The 16,456-nt window shown below is 67.7% G+C and carries 9 protein-coding genes; 4 read left to right on the forward strand and 5 right to left on the reverse strand.

The genetic code is table 11. The features are described 5' to 3' along the window. Window positions 1–3 precede the first annotated feature (3 nt). Window positions 4–1,449: a cryptochrome/photolyase family protein gene (locus V5F59_RS08565; protein WP_393981983.1), complete on the reverse strand. Its 1,446-nt coding sequence runs from the start codon at window positions 1,447–1,449 to the stop codon at window positions 4–6. A gap of 96 nt (window positions 1,450–1,545) precedes the next feature. Then, the gene (locus tag V5F59_RS08570) at window positions 1,546–2,901 is read right to left on the reverse strand and encodes an MFS transporter (protein ID WP_393981982.1); all 1,356 of its coding nucleotides are present in this window, start codon (window positions 2,899–2,901) and stop codon (window positions 1,546–1,548) included. 642 nt (window positions 2,902–3,543) lie between these two features. Between V5F59_RS08570 and V5F59_RS08575 the strand changes: the two genes are divergently transcribed. Next, complete coding sequence (locus V5F59_RS08575; RefSeq protein ID WP_393981981.1) at window positions 3,544–7,266, forward strand: vitamin B12-dependent ribonucleotide reductase; 3,723 nt, start codon at window positions 3,544–3,546, stop codon at window positions 7,264–7,266. Window positions 7,267–7,381: 115 nt separating this feature from the next. Here the strand turns inward: V5F59_RS08575 and V5F59_RS08580 are convergent, their stop codons facing one another. From V5F59_RS08580 to prfB, 3 genes are all read right to left on the reverse strand, one after another. Then, entirely contained in the window at window positions 7,382–7,810 is a 429-nt protein-coding gene (locus tag V5F59_RS08580) for a Rieske (2Fe-2S) protein (protein ID WP_393981980.1), read from the reverse strand. Between the two features lie 119 nt (window positions 7,811–7,929). Continuing rightward, a complete protein-coding gene (locus V5F59_RS08585) occupies window positions 7,930–8,280 on the reverse strand; it encodes a hypothetical protein (RefSeq protein ID WP_393981979.1) in 351 nt (116 codons plus the stop codon). Between the two features lie 382 nt (window positions 8,281–8,662). Next, window positions 8,663–9,793 (reverse strand): peptide chain release factor 2, encoded by a 1,131-nt coding sequence (gene prfB / locus V5F59_RS08590; protein ID WP_393981978.1) that lies wholly within the window; start codon window positions 9,791–9,793, stop codon window positions 8,663–8,665. 400 nt (window positions 9,794–10,193) lie between these two features. Between prfB and recA the strand changes: the two genes are divergently transcribed. The 3 genes from recA to V5F59_RS08605 all read left to right on the forward strand — a co-directional run bounded on the left by recA (window position 10,194) and on the right by V5F59_RS08605 (window position 16,456). Further along, window positions 10,194–11,279: a recombinase RecA gene (recA, locus tag V5F59_RS08595; RefSeq protein ID WP_393981977.1), complete on the forward strand. Its 1,086-nt coding sequence runs from the start codon at window positions 10,194–10,196 to the stop codon at window positions 11,277–11,279. A gap of 223 nt (window positions 11,280–11,502) precedes the next feature. Beyond that, window positions 11,503–14,157, forward strand: coding sequence for an alanine--tRNA ligase (gene alaS, locus V5F59_RS08600; RefSeq protein WP_393981976.1), 2,655 nt, complete (start codon window positions 11,503–11,505; stop codon window positions 14,155–14,157). Window positions 14,158–14,716: 559 nt separating this feature from the next. Beyond that, window positions 14,717–16,456: a cation:proton antiporter domain-containing protein gene (locus V5F59_RS08605; RefSeq protein ID WP_393981975.1), complete on the forward strand. Its 1,740-nt coding sequence runs from the start codon at window positions 14,717–14,719 to the stop codon at window positions 16,454–16,456.

Here is a 16,456-nt window from a genome sequence, read left to right on the forward strand (position 1 = left end):
ACCTCAGGTTTTCTTTGTGGATTCGAAGGCGCGCAGGGCTCGCGCCCGCGCCGCCGCATGATCCACGATGGGACGCGGATAGGTGGCACCGAGCCGCACGCCTGCGGCCGCGAGGGTGGCGGCGTCCGCCGTCCACGGACTGTGGATGACGCGCGCGGGAAGCTTGGCGAGCTCGGGGACATAGGTGCGCACATAGGCCCCCTCGGGGTCGAACTTCTCGCCCTGGGTCACCGGATTGAAGATGCGGAAATAGGGCGCGGCATCGAGCCCCGAGCCAGCCACCCACTGCCAGGAGGCGGGGTTGCTGGCCGGGTCCGCGTCCACCAGCGTGTCCCAGAACCACGCCTCGCCCTCCCGCCAGTCGATGAGCAGGTGCTTGGTGAGGAAGGAGGCCACCGCCATGCGCACCCGGTTGTGCATCCATCCCGTCTGCCACAGCTGGCGCAGGCCGGCATCGATGAGGGGATAGCCGGTGCGGCCCTTTTGCCAGGCCTTCAGCTCCCCCGGGCACTCGCGCCAGGGAAAGGTGTCGAACGACGGCTGGATGTTGCGGCTGGCAATCTGCGGATCCTCGGCGAGGAGGTGGTAGGAGAATTCGCGCCAGGTGAGCTCGGCCTCGAACTTCTCCGCATCGGCCTCGGGAATCTCGCCCGCGTCCGCCGCGTGGCGGATGGCGGCGCGCGCCTGCCGGGGCGAGATTCCGCCGAAGCGCAGATAGGGCGAAAGGCGGGAGACGTGGTTTTCCGCTGGCAGGTCCCGCCCGTCGCGGTAGCCGGCAAGGCCGTCGGCGATGAAGGCGGACAGCCGCGAGAGCGCCGCGTCCTCCCCGGCATCCCAGGTGGTGCGCAGGCCGCCGGCCCAGTCGGGGCGGATGGGCTCCAGCTCCCAGTCCTTCAGCGTGTCGCCCGGTGGCGGGTGGGTGGCACCCGAGAGGGTTGCCGGCACGGGGAGGGGAGGGGCGAGGTCGCGCCCCTTCAGCGCCGCCCGCTGGAAGGCGGAGAAGGTGCGTGGCATGCGCCCGCTCGCGCCCTTCACGCTGCCCGGCGGGTAGAGCAGATGGGCGCAGAAGCGCAACACCCGACGCTGTTCCGCCGCGAGGCGGGCGGCGACGCCGTGGTCCACCTTGCCTTCCGCCTCGCCGGCGCGGTCGTTGAAGGCGATGGTCGCGGCGCCGAGTGCAGCCGCGACATCCGGCACCACGCGGGTTGCCGGCCCCCGCCGCAGGATCAGCGGAATGCGACGGCGGGAGAGGGCGGCCTCGAGTGCGCGCAACGATTGGGCGAGCCACCATCGCGCCGCGCCGCCGAGAGGACGCACCCCGGGGCTGTCCTCGTCGAGTACATAGAGGCCGGCGATGGGCGCTCCGGCCTCGGCGAGGGCGGTGAATGCCGGATTATCCGCGAGGCGCAGGTCGTCGCGGAACCAGAGCAGGGAAGGGGATGTCGTCATGACCGACCTCCTACGCGGCCGAGCCGCTGGAGGTTCACTCCCCTTCGGTGGGTTTGGCAAGCCCGTCCGGCATCGGGGGCCGGACGGGCGGTGGCATCAGTGGTTGATGTCCACGTCCCGCGTCTCCTTGCCGAGGATCAGCGCGATCAGCGTGAGCACGGACATGACGGAGAGGTAGACGCCCACCCAGAACGGGCTGCCGGCGCCATAGCTCCACAGGGCGACGGCGATGAAGGGCGCCACCGCCGCGCCGAGGATCGACGACACGTTGTAGGAGATGCCCGAGCCCGTGTAGCGCACGTTGGCCGGGAACAGCTCCGGCAGCAGCGCGCCCATGGGGCCGAAGGTGAGGCCCATCAGCGAGAAGCCGATGATGAGCCAGGCCATCACGCCCGCAGGGCCGGCGGAGAGGATGGGCACCCACAGGAGGCCGAACACGGCGATCGCGGTGGTGATGGCGATGAGCGTGCGCCGGCGGCCCCAGCGGTCGGCCCAGGGGCCGGACGCCATGGTGAAGATGCCGAAGAACACCACGCCCACGATCATCATCAGCACGAAGGTGCGGTAATCATAGCCGAGGCCGGGCACGGCGGCGGTGGCGGGGGCGCGGCCGTAGCTCAGGGAGAAGGTGGTCATCAGGTAGAAGAGCACGTAGGTGGCGAGCATGTAGAAGGTGCCGAGGACCAGCTCGCGCCAGTGGCTCCTGAAGGCCGCCGCCAGTGGCAGCTTCTGCACCTTGCCGCTCTTCACCGTCTTCGCGAAGGCGGCGCTCTCCACGAGGTTGAGCCGCACCCACAGGCCGACGATCACCATGACCGCCGAGAACAGGAACGGCAGGCGCCAGCCCCAGGCCAGGAAGGCATCCGAGGGGCGGGACGGGTCGGCGGAAGGCATCAGCGCGGCGATGATCAGGAACAGGCCGTTGGCGATGATGAAGCCGATGGGCGCGCCGAGCTGCGGGAAGGTCCCGTAGACGGCCCGCTTGCCGTGGGGCGCGTTCTCGGTGGCCACGAGCGCCGCGCCGCTCCACTCGCCGCCGAGCGCGAAGCCCTGGGCGAGCCGCAGCACCACCAGCAGGAAGGGCGCGAGCCAGCCGGCGGTCTGGAAGGTGGGCAGCGCGCCGATGAGGAAGGTGGCGATGCCCATGGTGAGCAGCGCGCCCACCAGGGTGATCTTGCGGCCCTTCTTGTCGCCGAGGTGGCCGAAGAAGATGGCGCCGAGCGGCCGGGCCACCATGGCCGCGCCGAACACCGCGAAGGAGGCGAGGAGCGCGGTGGTGTCGTTGCCAACCGGGAAGAACAGGTGCGGGAACACCAGCACCGCCGCGGTGGCGTAGACGTAGAAATCGTAGAACTCGATGGTGGTGCCCACGAGGCTCGCGAGGATGACGCGTGAGCGCGGATTGATGGCGGCTGGGGCGTCGGCGGAGCCGACGACTGTGGTGGACGACATACCCTGGACTTTCAGTCGTGGAATGCCCCGCTTTGAGAACCGGGCAAGCCAGGAGGAAAGGCTTCAGGGATGCTCCGGAAATATTCTATCGCGTCGGAGCGGGGCAGTAGGGTCCGGCGCGCCAGAAGGCTGGTCGACGGGATAGAATATTGCGCCGCCGTTGGCCAGCGTGTGCGCCGCAGCATCGCGCAAGGGGGCCATGTGCTGCATGCATGCCCCTTCCGGCCGGGCCGTCCCTGGGGGGATGCCATCCTGTGGATGATGGTGAAGACCTACCAATAGTGCCCGCGCTCATCCGGGCTTGTCACGAAGCCGCGAAAATCGAGCGCGGCCAAGGCTCGTTAGGGAATTGTTAACGTCGCGGCTGCCACCATATATAGTATGAAGGTGGGGCGGAGCCCCCCAAATGGTGGCAAAATCAGGTTTGACCCATGGGCCAGACTCGCTCTAGCGTTCCGGACCTGAGCGACGGGCGTCTCCACATGTTGGGGGTCGGCAGATGCCGGTCGCGCTTCCTGAATAGCCGCTTACGAACCGCCGGGGCGCGGCGCGCTGTGCCGTGCCTGCCGGGCCGTCACGACTTTCGTTTTATCTGCTAAACTGATCGGCCCAGGCGGGGCCGAGCCCGAAGGAGCACCGGTCATGCGCGTCGAACGCCGCTACACGCAAGAGGGTCGTTCCCCTTACGCGGACATTCCGTTCCGCGAGACCGTGAGCGAGATCAGGAACCCGGACGGCTCGGTGGTCTTCCGCCAGGAGGGCATCCAGGTTCCCGCGCAGTTCTCGCAGGTGGCGAGCGACATCCTTGCGCAGAAGTACTTCCGCAAGGCCGGCGTGCCCGCGCGCCTGAAGAAGGTGGAGGAGCATTCCGTTCCCTCCTTCCTGTGGCGCTCGGTGGCGGACGAGGCGGCCCTGGCCGACCTGCCGGCGAAGGAGCGCCATGTGGGCGAGACCACCGCCCAGCAGGTGTTCGACCGTCTCGCCGGCACCTGGACCTATTGGGGCTGGAAGGGCGGCTATTTCGACAGCGAGGCCGACGCCCAGGCCTTCTATGACGAGCATCGCTACATGCTCGCCATGCAGATGGCCGCGCCCAATTCGCCCCAGTGGTTCAACACCGGCCTGTTCTGGGCCTATGGCATCGATGGACCGGGGCAGGGCCACTTCTACGTGGACTACCAGACCGGCGAGCTCATGGCCTCCACCTCGGCTTACGAGCATCCCCAGCCGCATGCCTGCTTCATCCAGTCCGTGGGCGACGACCTCGTGAACGAGGGCGGCATCATGGACCTGTGGGTGCGCGAGGCGCGCCTGTTCAAGTACGGCTCGGGCACCGGCTCCAACTTCTCCGCGCTGCGCGGCGAGGGCGAGCGCCTGTCGGGCGGCGGCCGCTCCTCCGGCCTCATGAGCTTCCTCAAGATCGGCGACCGGGCCGCGGGCGCCATCAAGTCCGGCGGCACCACGCGCCGCGCCGCCAAGATGGTGGTGGTCGACGCGGACCATCCGGACATCGAGGCCTATGTGGACTGGAAGGTGATCGAGGAGCAGAAGGTCTCCTCCCTCGTCACCGGCTCCAAGCTCAACGCCAAGCACCTCAAGGCCATTCTCAAGGCCTGCGTGAATTGCGAGGGCAATGGCGACGACTGCTTCGACCCGGAGAAGAATCCGGCGCTGAAGCGCGAGATCAAGGCCGCCCGCAAGGCCGCCATCGCCGATGCCGCCATCCGCCGGGTGATCCAGTATGCCCGCCAGGGCTACAAGGACATCGACGTCGCCATCTACGACACGGACTGGGACGGCGAGGCCTACATCACGGTCGCCGGCCAGAACTCCAACAATTCCGTGCGCGTCACCGATGACTTCCTGCGCGCGGTGGAGGCGGACGAGGACTGGGACCTTATCCGCCGCACCGACGGCAAGGTGGCCAAGACGGTGAAGGCCCGCGAGCTGTGGGAGAAGATCGGCTCCGCCGCCTGGCACTGCGCCGACCCCGGCATCCAGTTCCACACCACGGTGAACGACTGGCACACCTGCCCGGCGGGCGGCGAGATCCGGGCGTCCAACCCGTGCTCGGAATACATGTTCCTCGACGACACGGCCTGCAATCTCGCCTCGCTGAACCTCCTCCAGTTCCGCGACGCCGAGAAGCGCTTCGACGTGGAGAGCTACGAGCACGCCGTGCGGCTGTGGACCGTGGTGCTGGAAATCTCCGTGCTGATGGCGCAGTTCCCCTCGCGCCGCATTGCCGAGCTGTCCTACGAGTACCGCACGCTGGGCCTCGGCTATGCGAACATCGGCGGCCTGCTCATGTCGAGCGGCATCTCCTATGACTCGCCCCAGGGCCGCGCCATCTGCGGCGCGCTCTCGGCCATCATGACCGGCGTGTGCTACGCCACCTCCGCCGAGATGGCGAAGGAGCTCGGCACCTTCCCGGCCTATGGCGCCAACGCCCAGTCCATGCTGCGGGTGATCCGCAACCATCGCCGCGCCGCCCATGGCCTCGCCGATGGCTATGAGGACCTGTCGGTGGCTCCCGTTCCGCTCGACCACGTGTCGTGCCCCGACATGCGCCTCATCGCTCACGCCACCGCCGCCTGGGACAAGGCGCTGGCGCTCGGCGAGCAGCACGGCTACCGCAACGCCCAGGTCTCGGTGATCGCCCCCACCGGCACCATCGGCCTGGTGATGGACTGCGACACCACCGGCATCGAGCCCGACTTCGCGCTGGTGAAGTTCAAGAAGCTCGCCGGTGGCGGCTACTTCAAGATCATCAACCGCGCCGTGCCCGAGGCGCTGCGCGCACTCGGCTATGGCGAGGCGGAGATTGCCGAGATCGAGGCCTATGCGGTGGGCCACGGCTCCCTCGCCCAGGCCCCGGCCATCAACCACTCGACGCTCCGCGCCAAGGGCTTCGACGATGCCGCCATCGCCAAGGCCGAGGCGGCGGTGAAGACGGCGTTCGACATCAAGTTTGCCTTCAACCGCTGGACGTTCGGCGAGGAGTTCCTGGCCAGCGCGCTGAAGGTTCCCGCGGCCCAGCTCGCCGATCCGAAATTCGACCTGCTCTCCTTCCTCGGCTTCTCGAAGGCCGACATCGAGGCGGCGAACGTCCATGTTTGTGGCGCCATGACGCTGGAAGGTGCTCCGCACCTGAAGGACAAGCACCTGCCCGTGTTCGACTGCGCCTCCCCGTGCGGCCGGCTCGGCAAGCGCTACCTCTCGGTGGAGAGCCACATCCGCATGATGGCGGCGGCCCAGCCCTTCATCTCGGGCGCCATCTCCAAGACCATCAACATGCCCAACGAGGCGAGCGTCGAGGATTGCAAGGCGGCGTACCTGCTCTCCTGGCGCCTCGCGCTGAAGGCCAATGCCCTCTATCGCGACGGCTCCAAGCTCTCCCAGCCCCTCAACGCCCAGCTGGTGGCGGACGACGAGGAAGAGGACGACGCGGTGGAGGCCCTGGTCGCCCAGCCGAACGCGGCCCGCACCGCCACCGTGACCGAGAAGATCGTCGAGCGGGTGGTGGAGCGCATCGTCGAGCACCGGGTGCGCGAGCGGGAGAAGATGCCCGACCGCCGCAAGGGCTACACCCAGAAGGCGGTGGTGGGTGGCCACAAGGTGTATCTGCGCACCGGCGAATATGATGACGGCCGCCTCGGCGAGATCTTCATCGACATGCACAAGGAGGGCGCGGCGCTCCGCTCGCTCCTCAACAACTTCGCCATCGCCATCTCGCTCGGCCTGCAGTACGGCGTGCCGCTCGAGGAGTATGTGGACGCCTTCACCTTCACCCGCTTCGAGCCAGCGGGCCCGGTGCAGGGCAACGACACCATCAAGTACGCCACCTCCATGCTGGACTATGTGTTCCGCGAGCTGGCGGTGAGCTATCTCGGCCGCAGCGACCTCGGCCATGTGGACCCCCACGACACCGGCTTCGACGCGCTCGGCAAGGGCGTGGACGAGGGCAAGGCGCCGAACCCGGCCAACCGCGTCGTCTCCAAGGGTCTGGTGCGCGGCAAGACGGTGAACCTCCTGGCGCCGCAGCCGGTGCCGACCGAGCCCCGCGCCGCCACCGACAACGTGACGGTGCTGCGCGCCTCCACATTCGGCGCCACCGCGCTGAAGACCGAGGTGGAACTGCCGGAGGCAACGCCCGAGGTGGAGCAGCTGGAAGCGGCGGTGGAAAGCCTGATGGAGAAGTCGCTGCCCTGGTCCGCCACCGCCCGCAAGGCGGAAGCCCGGGCCGAGGCCCGCGCCAAGGGCTACGAGGGCGAGGCCTGCCCCGAGTGCATGAACTTCACTTTGGTGCGCAACGGCACCTGCCTGAAGTGCGACACCTGCGGCGGCACGACGGGCTGCAGCTGAGACGGCAGCGCACGCCACAGCTTACCATTCGATCATGGATGCCCGGGCTTGGCCCGGGCATTTGCATTTCTAGCACCCGATCTGGCCGCCTTTCGTTGGGGCTGAGCGGCGCGCCTCAATCCCCCGTGATCAGCACTTCCGGCATCTCGTTGGGGTCCTCCACGTCGAGCCCGTCCTCCTCGGCGAGCGGGACGTCGAGGAGGCAGACGTCGCCGTCGTCAATGACGATCTGGATGGGGGTGAGCGCCTTGCCCTTGCAGGGGCCGATGAAGCAGGCGCCGGTGTCGGGATCGAACTTCGCCCCGTGCCGGCCGCAGGTGAGGAAGTTGCCCTCTTTGTCGAAAAACTCCCCCGGATAGGTGTCGAGCCGGGCGCCTTCGTGCGGGCAGGCGTTCTCGAAGCCGTGGAAATTGTTGGCTTGGCGCGTGATCAGGATCGGCCACGGCTTCTTGTTGCCATCGTCATCCAGCCGGGCGAGCACGAAGCCGCGGGCATCGCCGTCGTCGATCTCATAGGTGGCACAGATGGCGAAAAGCTCGGTCATGGGACGACACCTCCCCGACCCGAACGGGGGTCGTGTGCCTTCCCAAGCAAATTGCGCGCCAGTTTCGCGCGAAAACCGGACGGAACTGATGCCGTGCCGGCGTGGTACGGTCGCGGGCCTCAGAATGCCGGCGCCGGTGCGAACAGGCAAAGCGTCCGTCCCTCGCGCCTGCCGCCCAAAGAACAGCGGTGGAACTTGCCGTCCGGGCTCTCCGGCACAGTGTCGCGTGGGAAATATTCGCCCGTCGCCTTGATGAAATAGCCTTGGCCGATGAACTCCACGTCCTCCTGCGTGATCTCGTAGCAATCCTGCCCGGAGCAGCAATAGGCCGGATACCACTCGTGGGTGCTGGCGACGCGGGGCAGGAGCAGCGCGACGGCGAGGCCGGCCAGGAGGCCGAGGCCGAACTTCAGTGCGCGAGCGGCCCCCACAAGCCGAGGGCGTGGCGAGGACAATCCGGTATGCGTCATGCGACGGCTCCGTTTTGCCCGAGGCCGGGGTCGGCCGCCTCGGGACAGTCCGGGCCGTTCAGGATGACGCAAACTGCTGCCGGCTCAAAGATATTTCGTGCCCGGGAAGGTGCCGGAAGGGCACGGGGGACGGGTTGAAGGCCTCGGGGAGTTCCGGCGGGAAGCCGGCCAATTGCTTCGGCGCGGTCTCGTCCCGATGGGGGCGGAGGCCATCTTCAATCCCTACGGCGAGCGGCATCCGGCACCTTGGGACCAATGGCCCCGCTCCCCCCGGCCCGGATTCCGGGCGCGGCCCCGTGAAGTCCCCCCGGATGCGGCGCGGACGGGAGCGATGACCACGCGGGTCCCCAAGGTTTTGGACACCGATGATGGCGCCCATCCCTCAGTCCACGTCCTCCACGCTGTCCGGCCCGCCGCCATAGGCGCGCTGGGCCAGCGCCGCCTGCATGAAGGGGTCGAGGTCGCCGTCCAGCACTTCCTGCGGCGTGCCGGAGGTAACGCCGGTGCGCAGGTCCTTCACCAGCTGGTAGGGCTGGAGCACGTAGGAGCGGATCTGGTGCCCCCAGCCGATGTCGGTCTTGGCGGCCTGCTCGGCCATGGCTTCCGCCTCGCGCTTCTTCAGCTCCAGGTCGTAGAGCTTGGCGCGCAGCATGTTCCAGGCGGTGGCGCGGTTCTTGTGCTGCGAGCGGTCGCCCTCGCTCACCACGGCGATGCCGGTGGGAATGTGGGTGAGGCGCACCGCCGATTCCGTCTTGTTCACGTGCTGGCCGCCGGCGCCGCCCGAGCGCATGGTGTCCACCCGCACGTCGGCTTCCTTGATGTCCACCACGATGCGGTCGTCCACCACCGGATAGACGTCGACCGAGGCGAACGAGGTCTGCCGCCGGGCATTGGAATCGAACGGGGAGATGCGCACGAGACGATGCACCCCCGCCTCCGTCTTCAGCCAGCCATAGGCGTTGTGACCCTTCACCTGGATGGTGGCGGACTTGAGCCCGGCCTGCTCCCCCTGGGATTCGTCCATCAGCTCCACCTTGAAGCCGTGCCGCTCGCACCAGCGGCGATACATGCGCAGCAGCATCTCCGCCCAGTCCTGGCTGTCGGTGCCGCCGGCCCCGGCGTGGACCTCGAGATAGCTGTCGTTGGAATCGGCTTCACCGGACAGCAGCGCCTCCAGCTCGCGCCGCGCCAGCTCCGCCTTAAGTCCGTCCAGGGAGGCCGCGGCTTCTGCGATCACGCCTTCATCGCCTTCGCCCTCGCCGAGCTCGATCAGCTCGACATTGTCGGCGAGGTCCTGTTCCACCCGGTCGATGGCACCGAGGCTGTCTTCCAGCGTTGTGCGCTCCTGCATGATCTTCTGCGCGCGCTCGGGCTCGTCCCAGAGGGTCGGGTCCTCCACGATCGCGTTGAGCTCCGCCAGACGCCGCCGCGCGCGGCCCACGTCGAGGTGGGACCGCAGGAGGTCCAGGGACTGTCTGATCTCGTCGACCTTCGCGGCGAGTTCCGCGCGCATGGCTCATACTTCTCCGGCTGAGGGCCGCGGAAAATAGCGGCGGAGCGCATGGGTGTAAACGGAGGGTCGGCCCACCGGCCCCTTCTTTCCCGAGATCCGCCTGGGCACAGGGGCTTGCAGGGCCCTTCAGCCTCGCCCCCCCCCGTGTCGAACATCCCTTCCGACGCGGAAAACCAGAGGCCCGTTTCCATAAACATGTGCATGGAAAACGAGCAGCCTACCCCCGTTCTGCCGCCTGCAGCGTGCCGGAAAACCGCCTTGCGGCGAACGTGCTCCCATTCTGCTCTTCCGACTTTGGGCGCCTTGGGAGGGCGTCTTGAGAACATATTGCGAACATGGAACAAAAAGAGTACATAGTCAACGCACTCATTTCCCCTTGCGCCAGCACCGGAGCGCGGCGATGACTCAGGCGACACTCCGACTCGTCGAAGGTTCTTCCATGGACAAGACCAAGGCGCTCGACGCCGCGCTCGCCCAGATCGAGCGGCATTTCGGCAAGGGCTCGATCATGCGGCTCGGCAAGGGCGGCAAGGCCTTGGAGATCGAGAGCATTCCCACTGGCTCCCTCGGGCTCGACATTGCGCTCGGCATCGGGGGGTTGCCAAAGGGGCGTGTGGTCGAGATCTACGGCCCCGAATCCTCTGGCAAGACCACGCTGGCGCTCCACACGGTGGCCGAATCGCAGAAGCGTGGAGGCACCTGTGCCTTCATCGACGCGGAGCATGCGCTCGACCCGGTCTACGCCCGCAAGCTCGGCGTTAACCTGGATGACCTGCTCATCTCCCAGCCCGACGCGGGCGAGCAGGCGCTGGAAATCGCCGATACGCTCGTGCGCTCCGGTGCCATCGACGTGCTGGTGGTCGATTCGGTGGCGGCGCTCACGCCACGCGCCGAGCTCGATGGCGAGATGGGCGATAACCAGCCCGGCCTGCAGGCGCGCCTCATGAGCCAGGCGCTGCGCAAGCTCACGGCGTCCATCTCCAAGTCCAACACCATGGTGATCTTCATCAACCAGATCCGCATGAAGATCGGTGTGATGTATGGCTCGCCGGAGACCACCACGGGCGGCAACGCTCTGAAATTCTACGCCTCGGTCCGCCTCGACATCCGTCGTATCGGCGCGATCAAGGAACGTGACGAGGTGGTGGGCAACCAGACCCGCGTCAAGGTGGTGAAGAACAAGCTCGCGCCGCCTTTCAAGCAGGTGGAGTTCGACATCATGTATGGCGAGGGCGTGTCCAAGACGGGCGAGCTGCTCGATCTCGGCGTGCGGGCCGGGGTTGTGGAGAAATCCGGCGCCTGGTTCTCCCACGACAGCCAGCGCCTCGGCCAAGGGCGCGAGAATGCCAAGACCTTCCTGAAGCAGAACCAGGAGGTTGCCAACCGGATCGAGGCGGCCATTCGCCAGAACGCGGGGCTCATCGCCGAGCAGATCCTCGCCGGTACGCCGGAAGAAGATGCGGAGGGCAGCGAGGCGGACGCCTGAGATCCGTCGCGGCCTGCATTCTGGGCGACATGTTCAACGCTCCCATCGCAAGGCGTTTCTGGACAAGCGTGGGGCCCCTCGCTAAACGAACCCGGTTCCGGTTGGAGGCAATGGCCTCTACCGGAACCGCGGGGGCGCGCCCTTAAGGGATCGCGTCGGCGTGGGGTGATCACCAGAGCCGGTTCCCGCATCCGGGCCGGCGTCGAGGGATAGTGGCCGGCACATGAGCGGCGTCAACGAGATCCGGTCGAGCTTCATCGACTACTTCGTCAAGGAAGGCCACGAGGCGGTCGCCTCTTCGCCCCTGGTGCCGCACAACGACCCCACGCTCATGTTCACCAACGCGGGCATGGTGCAGTTCAAGAACGTCTTCACCGGCGTCGAGAAGCGGCCCTATTCGCGTGCGGTGACGTCTCAGAAGTGCGTGCGCGCCGGCGGCAAGCACAACGATCTCGACAATGTGGGCTACACCGCGCGGCACCACACGTTTTTCGAGATGCTGGGGAACTTCTCCTTCGGCGACTATTTCAAGGACCGGGCCATCGAGCTCGCCTGGAACCTCGTCACCCGCACCTTCGACCTGCCGCGCGATCGCCTGGTCGTCACCGTCTACAGCGAGGACGACGAAGCCTACGGCCTGTGGAAGAAGATCGCCGGCCTTTCCGACGACAAGATCATCCGCATTCCCACCTCCGACAATTTCTGGTCCATGGGCGATACCGGCCCTTGCGGTCCCTGCTCAGAAATCTTCTTTGACCATGGCCCGAACGTCGCCGGCGGTCCTCCGGGCTCCCCCGATGCCGACGGCGATCGCTTCATTGAGATCTGGAACCTCGTCTTCATGCAGTTCGAGCAACTGCCGGGCGGCGAGCGGGTGGGGCTTCCCCGCCCCTCCATCGATACGGGCATGGGCCTTGAGCGCGTGTCCGCGGTGCTGCAGGGCGTGCACAACAATTATGACACCGACCTGATGCGCGCCCTCATCGCCGAGGTGGCCGAACTCACCTCGGTGGATCCGGACGGCCCGCAGATGGCAAGCCATCGCGTCATCGCCGACCATTTGCGCGCGTCGGTGTTCCTCACCGCGGACGGTGTGCTGCCGTCCAACGAAGGTCGTGGCTATGTGCTGCGCCGCATCATGCGCCGCGCCATGCGCCATGCCCAATTGCTCGGCTCGAAGGATCCGCTGATGCACCGCCTCGTGCCGGTGCTGGTGCGGGAGATGGGCCGCGCCTATCCGGAAATCGTGCGCGCCGAGGCTCTTGCAGAAGAGACGCTGCTGCTTGAGGAGACGCGCTTCCGCCGCACGCTGGAGCGTGGCCTGTCCATCCTCGAGGAAGAGAGCGCGGAGCTGACTTCCGGCGCGCAATTCTCCGGCGAAGTAGCCTTCAAGCTCTACGACACCTTCGGTTTTCCGCTCGACCTGACCCAGGACGCCTTGCGGGCCCGTGGCATCACCGTGGACACCTCGGCCTTCGAGGTCGCCATGGCGCGGCAGAAGGCTGAGGCCCGGGCCAACTGGGCGGGATCCGGTGAGGCGGCGACCGATGCGCTCTGGTTCTCCCTGCGCGACAGGGTCGGGGCCACCGACTTCCTCGGTTACGACGCGGAAAAGGCGGAAGGCGTCGTGACCGCCTTGGTGCGCGACGGCGCCGAAGTGGACGTCCTTACCGCCGGCGAGACGGGGCTCGTACTGCTGAACCAGACGCCGTTCTATGGTGAGTCGGGTGGTCAGGTGGGCGATACCGGTCGGCTCGTCGGAGAAGGCGGCATCGTGGTGGAGGTGCGCGCGACGCAGAAGAAGCTTGGCGACCTCTTCATCCACGACGTGAAGGTCGAGGCGGGCACCTTGAAGCCTGGCACGGCTCTGGTGCTTGAGGTGGACCACGCACGGCGGGCCGCGGTGCGTGCCAATCATTCCGCGACCCATCTGCTGCACGAGGCGCTGCGGCGCGTGCTTGGGGACCACGTGGCCCAGAAGGGGTCTCTGGTGGCTCCCGACCGGCTGCGGTTCGACTTCTCCCATCCGAAGCCTCTCAGCCACGCTGAAGTCGTCGCGGTGGAGGAGATCGCCAACCGCTTCGTGCTGCGCAACGAGCCCGTCGAGACGCGGATCATGGCGGTGGACGATGCCATCTCCTCCGGTGCGCGCGCGCTGTTCGGCGAGAAGTATGGCGAGGAGGTGCGCGTCGTCTCCATGGGTATGGACGATGGGAATGGCGCGCCTTACTCCGTGGAGCTCTGTGGCGGTACCCATGTGAAGCGCACCGGCGATATCGGCATTATTTCGGTGGTGTCCGAGGGGGCGGTCGCCTCCGGCGTGAGGCGTATCGAGGCGTTGACGGCCAACGCCGCCCGGCATCACCTGAATACGGCCTCGGCCGCGCTTGCCGCCTCCGCCGCGACGCTGAAGACTTCGGTGAGCGAGGTCGAGGCGCGGGTCGCCGCGTTGGTGGAGGAGCGGCGGAAGCTCGAGCGCGAGCTCGCCGACGCGCGCAAGAAGCTCGCCATGGGCGGCGGCAGCCAGGGCGGCGTGGATGCGGTGCGCTCGGTTGGTGACGTGAAACTGCTCGCCCGTCAGGTGGAGGGCATCGAGATCAAGGATCTCAAGGCGCTGGTGGACGAGGGCAAAAAGCAGATCGGCTCCGGCGTGGTGGCGATCGTCGGCGTGACGCCAGACGGCAAGGCGGGCATCGTGGTGGGCGTCACGGCCGATCTCACCCCGCGGTTCGATGCGGTGGCGCTGGTGCGTCGCGGTGCCGAGGCCCTGGGCGGCAAAGGCGGCGGCGGCCGTCCGGACATGGCCCAGGCGGGTGGTCCGGATGGGGACAAGGCAGAGGCGGCGCTGGCGGCAGTCGAGGCCGGGCTCGCAGGCTGAGGCGCGCTGGTGGTTCGTCCGGTCGGATAAGGAGACACGGGGCGAAGGACGGTGCCGCGGAGGCTTTGGCGAACTGGCGCGGGCAGGGCTCCGACCGGTCTGCCGAATGCACCGAAGCGACGCGGGGACCTCCGGTGCCAACCGTCGATGCCAGCGTCGGCATGAGGTTTTCGTCAGCTCTCCGGGGAGCAACGCGCGCCCGTCGGAAAGGTCCGGATGGGGTGTGCGCGGTCGGACCGATTTCCCGAGACTGGCCTTTCGGCGGCATTCTTGTCGTTGCCTTTATCTGCCGGCTGCGGCCGGTGATTCAAAGGGCCAGTCTGGCGAGGCAGATATCATGTTCGCGCTTGGGGTGGCTTTCGCCAGGACGTTGTTTTCCATGGGACGTGTCGTTCGTTCATTTTCGTCGCCATGAATGCGCCGGGCGGGGAGCTTTGACTCATGATGTCCGCGTATGCCCTGGCATGTGGCGGTCCGCGCCGCGGCAGGCGAGACGGATGCGCCGGGCAGGTGCTGCGATGCGGCGGGAGAATACGGTGAGCGAGAGGGGGAGCGAGGAGTGACCGACACCGTCCTCAAGGATGGGTTCGTCTATCTCCTCGCGGCCGGGGTGCTCGTGCCGCTGTTCCATCGCGCGCGCATCGGCGCGGTTGTGGGGTTCATTGTCATCGGCGCGCTGCTCGGGCCCCATGGCTTGGGCCAATTGGCGGAACGCGTGCCCGCCATTCGCTTCGTCACCATCTCGAGTCCCGAGCGCGCGGCGCCCTTCGGCGAGCTTGGCGTGGTGTTCCTGCTGTTCCTGCTGGGGCTGGAGTTCTCCGCTTTGCGCCTGTGGGCGCTCCGGCGGGAGGTGTTCGGGGTCGGCTGCCTGCAGGTGCTGCTCTGCGGCGCGGTCCTGGCCCTCGCCGCGACGATGGCGACCAGTTATGCGGCGGGCCTCGCCCTGGTCATTGGCTTCTCGCTGGCGCTGTCATCCACGGCCGTGGTGAGCCAGCTTCTGGTGGATGAGCGCCGCTCTTTGAGCTCCTTCGGCCAGTTGGTCATCGCCGTCCTTCTGTTTCAGGACCTCATGGTGGCCCCCATTCTGCTGGCGGCGGAGCTGCTTGCGGGGGAGGGCGGCAATGTGGCGCTGCTGGCACTCACCGCGCTCGGAAAGGCGGCGGGTGCGGTCGTGGCGATCCTCGTGGCCGGACGCTTCGTGCTGGCCCCGCTGGTGGCGGCAGCGGCGTCCACGCGCTCGCGCGAGCTCATCATGGCCATCACGCTGGTGGTGGTGGTGGGCTCCTCGGCCCTGACCCATGCCGCTGGGCTCTCCGCGGCGCTCGGCGCCTTTCTTTCGGGCATGATGCTGTCGGAGACGGCCTACCGCCATCAGATCGAGGTGGATCTCGAGCCCTTCAAGGGCCTGCTCATCGGCGTGTTCTTCGTCACCGTTGGCATGGGCGTTGATTTCTCCTCCCTCCTGGCGCGGCTGCCGCTGGTGCTGGGGGCGACGGTGCTTCTGATCGTGCTGAAGACTGCCTTCTCCTTTCTTGCGGCGCGGCTCATGGGCGTTGGCAAGCCGGCGGCGGCGGAAATGGCCATCCTTCTGGCCCAGACGGGCGAGTTCGCCTTCGTGGTGCTGGGCCTGCTTTCGGGCCGCGGCGTGCTGACGGCGGCAGATGCGGGAGCGCTCGTGGCGGTGGTGGGCCTGAGCCTCGCGGCGACGCCGCTGCTCGCGCGGCTGGGGTTGGCCGTCGGCCGCCGGCTGGACGAGAGGGACCATGGGGAGCTCGCCGCCGCGGGAGGGCTGGCGGCGGAAGGCCATGTGGTCATCGGCGGCTTCGGCCGCGTGGGGCGCATGGTGGCCCATGTGCTGGAAGAGGAAGGCGTGCCGTTCGTCGCGGTGGACAACGATCCGCGCCGTGTGGCGCAGGAGCGGGCCGCCGGACGGCCCGTGTATTTCGGCGATGCCGGGCGCGCGGAGATTTTGGAGCGGCTGGGTGCGGAGGGCGCGCGGGCTTTCGTGGTGACGCTCGATGCCCCGAGCGCAGCGGAGCGGATGGTTGCCGCGGTGCGCCTGCATTGGGAGGGAACCGTCGTCATCGCCCGAGCCAAGGATGCGGAGCATGCCCGCCGCCTTTCCGCCCTGGGCGTGGTGGGAGCCATTCCGGAGGCGACGGAGGCGAGCCTCCAGCTGGCTGCCCAGCTTCTCGGCATGCTGGGGCTGCCGGAGGAGACGGTGGCGCGCCGCGTTGCTCTCGCGCGGGAGCGGGTGCGGCAGGAGATCGAGCGCGGTCGCGCGGAGGAGGGGGGATGA

It is taken from the genome of Xanthobacter nonsaccharivorans (genome assembly GCF_043194755.2).
Lineage (GTDB): Bacteria > Pseudomonadota > Alphaproteobacteria > Rhizobiales > Xanthobacteraceae > Xanthobacter > Xanthobacter autotrophicus_G.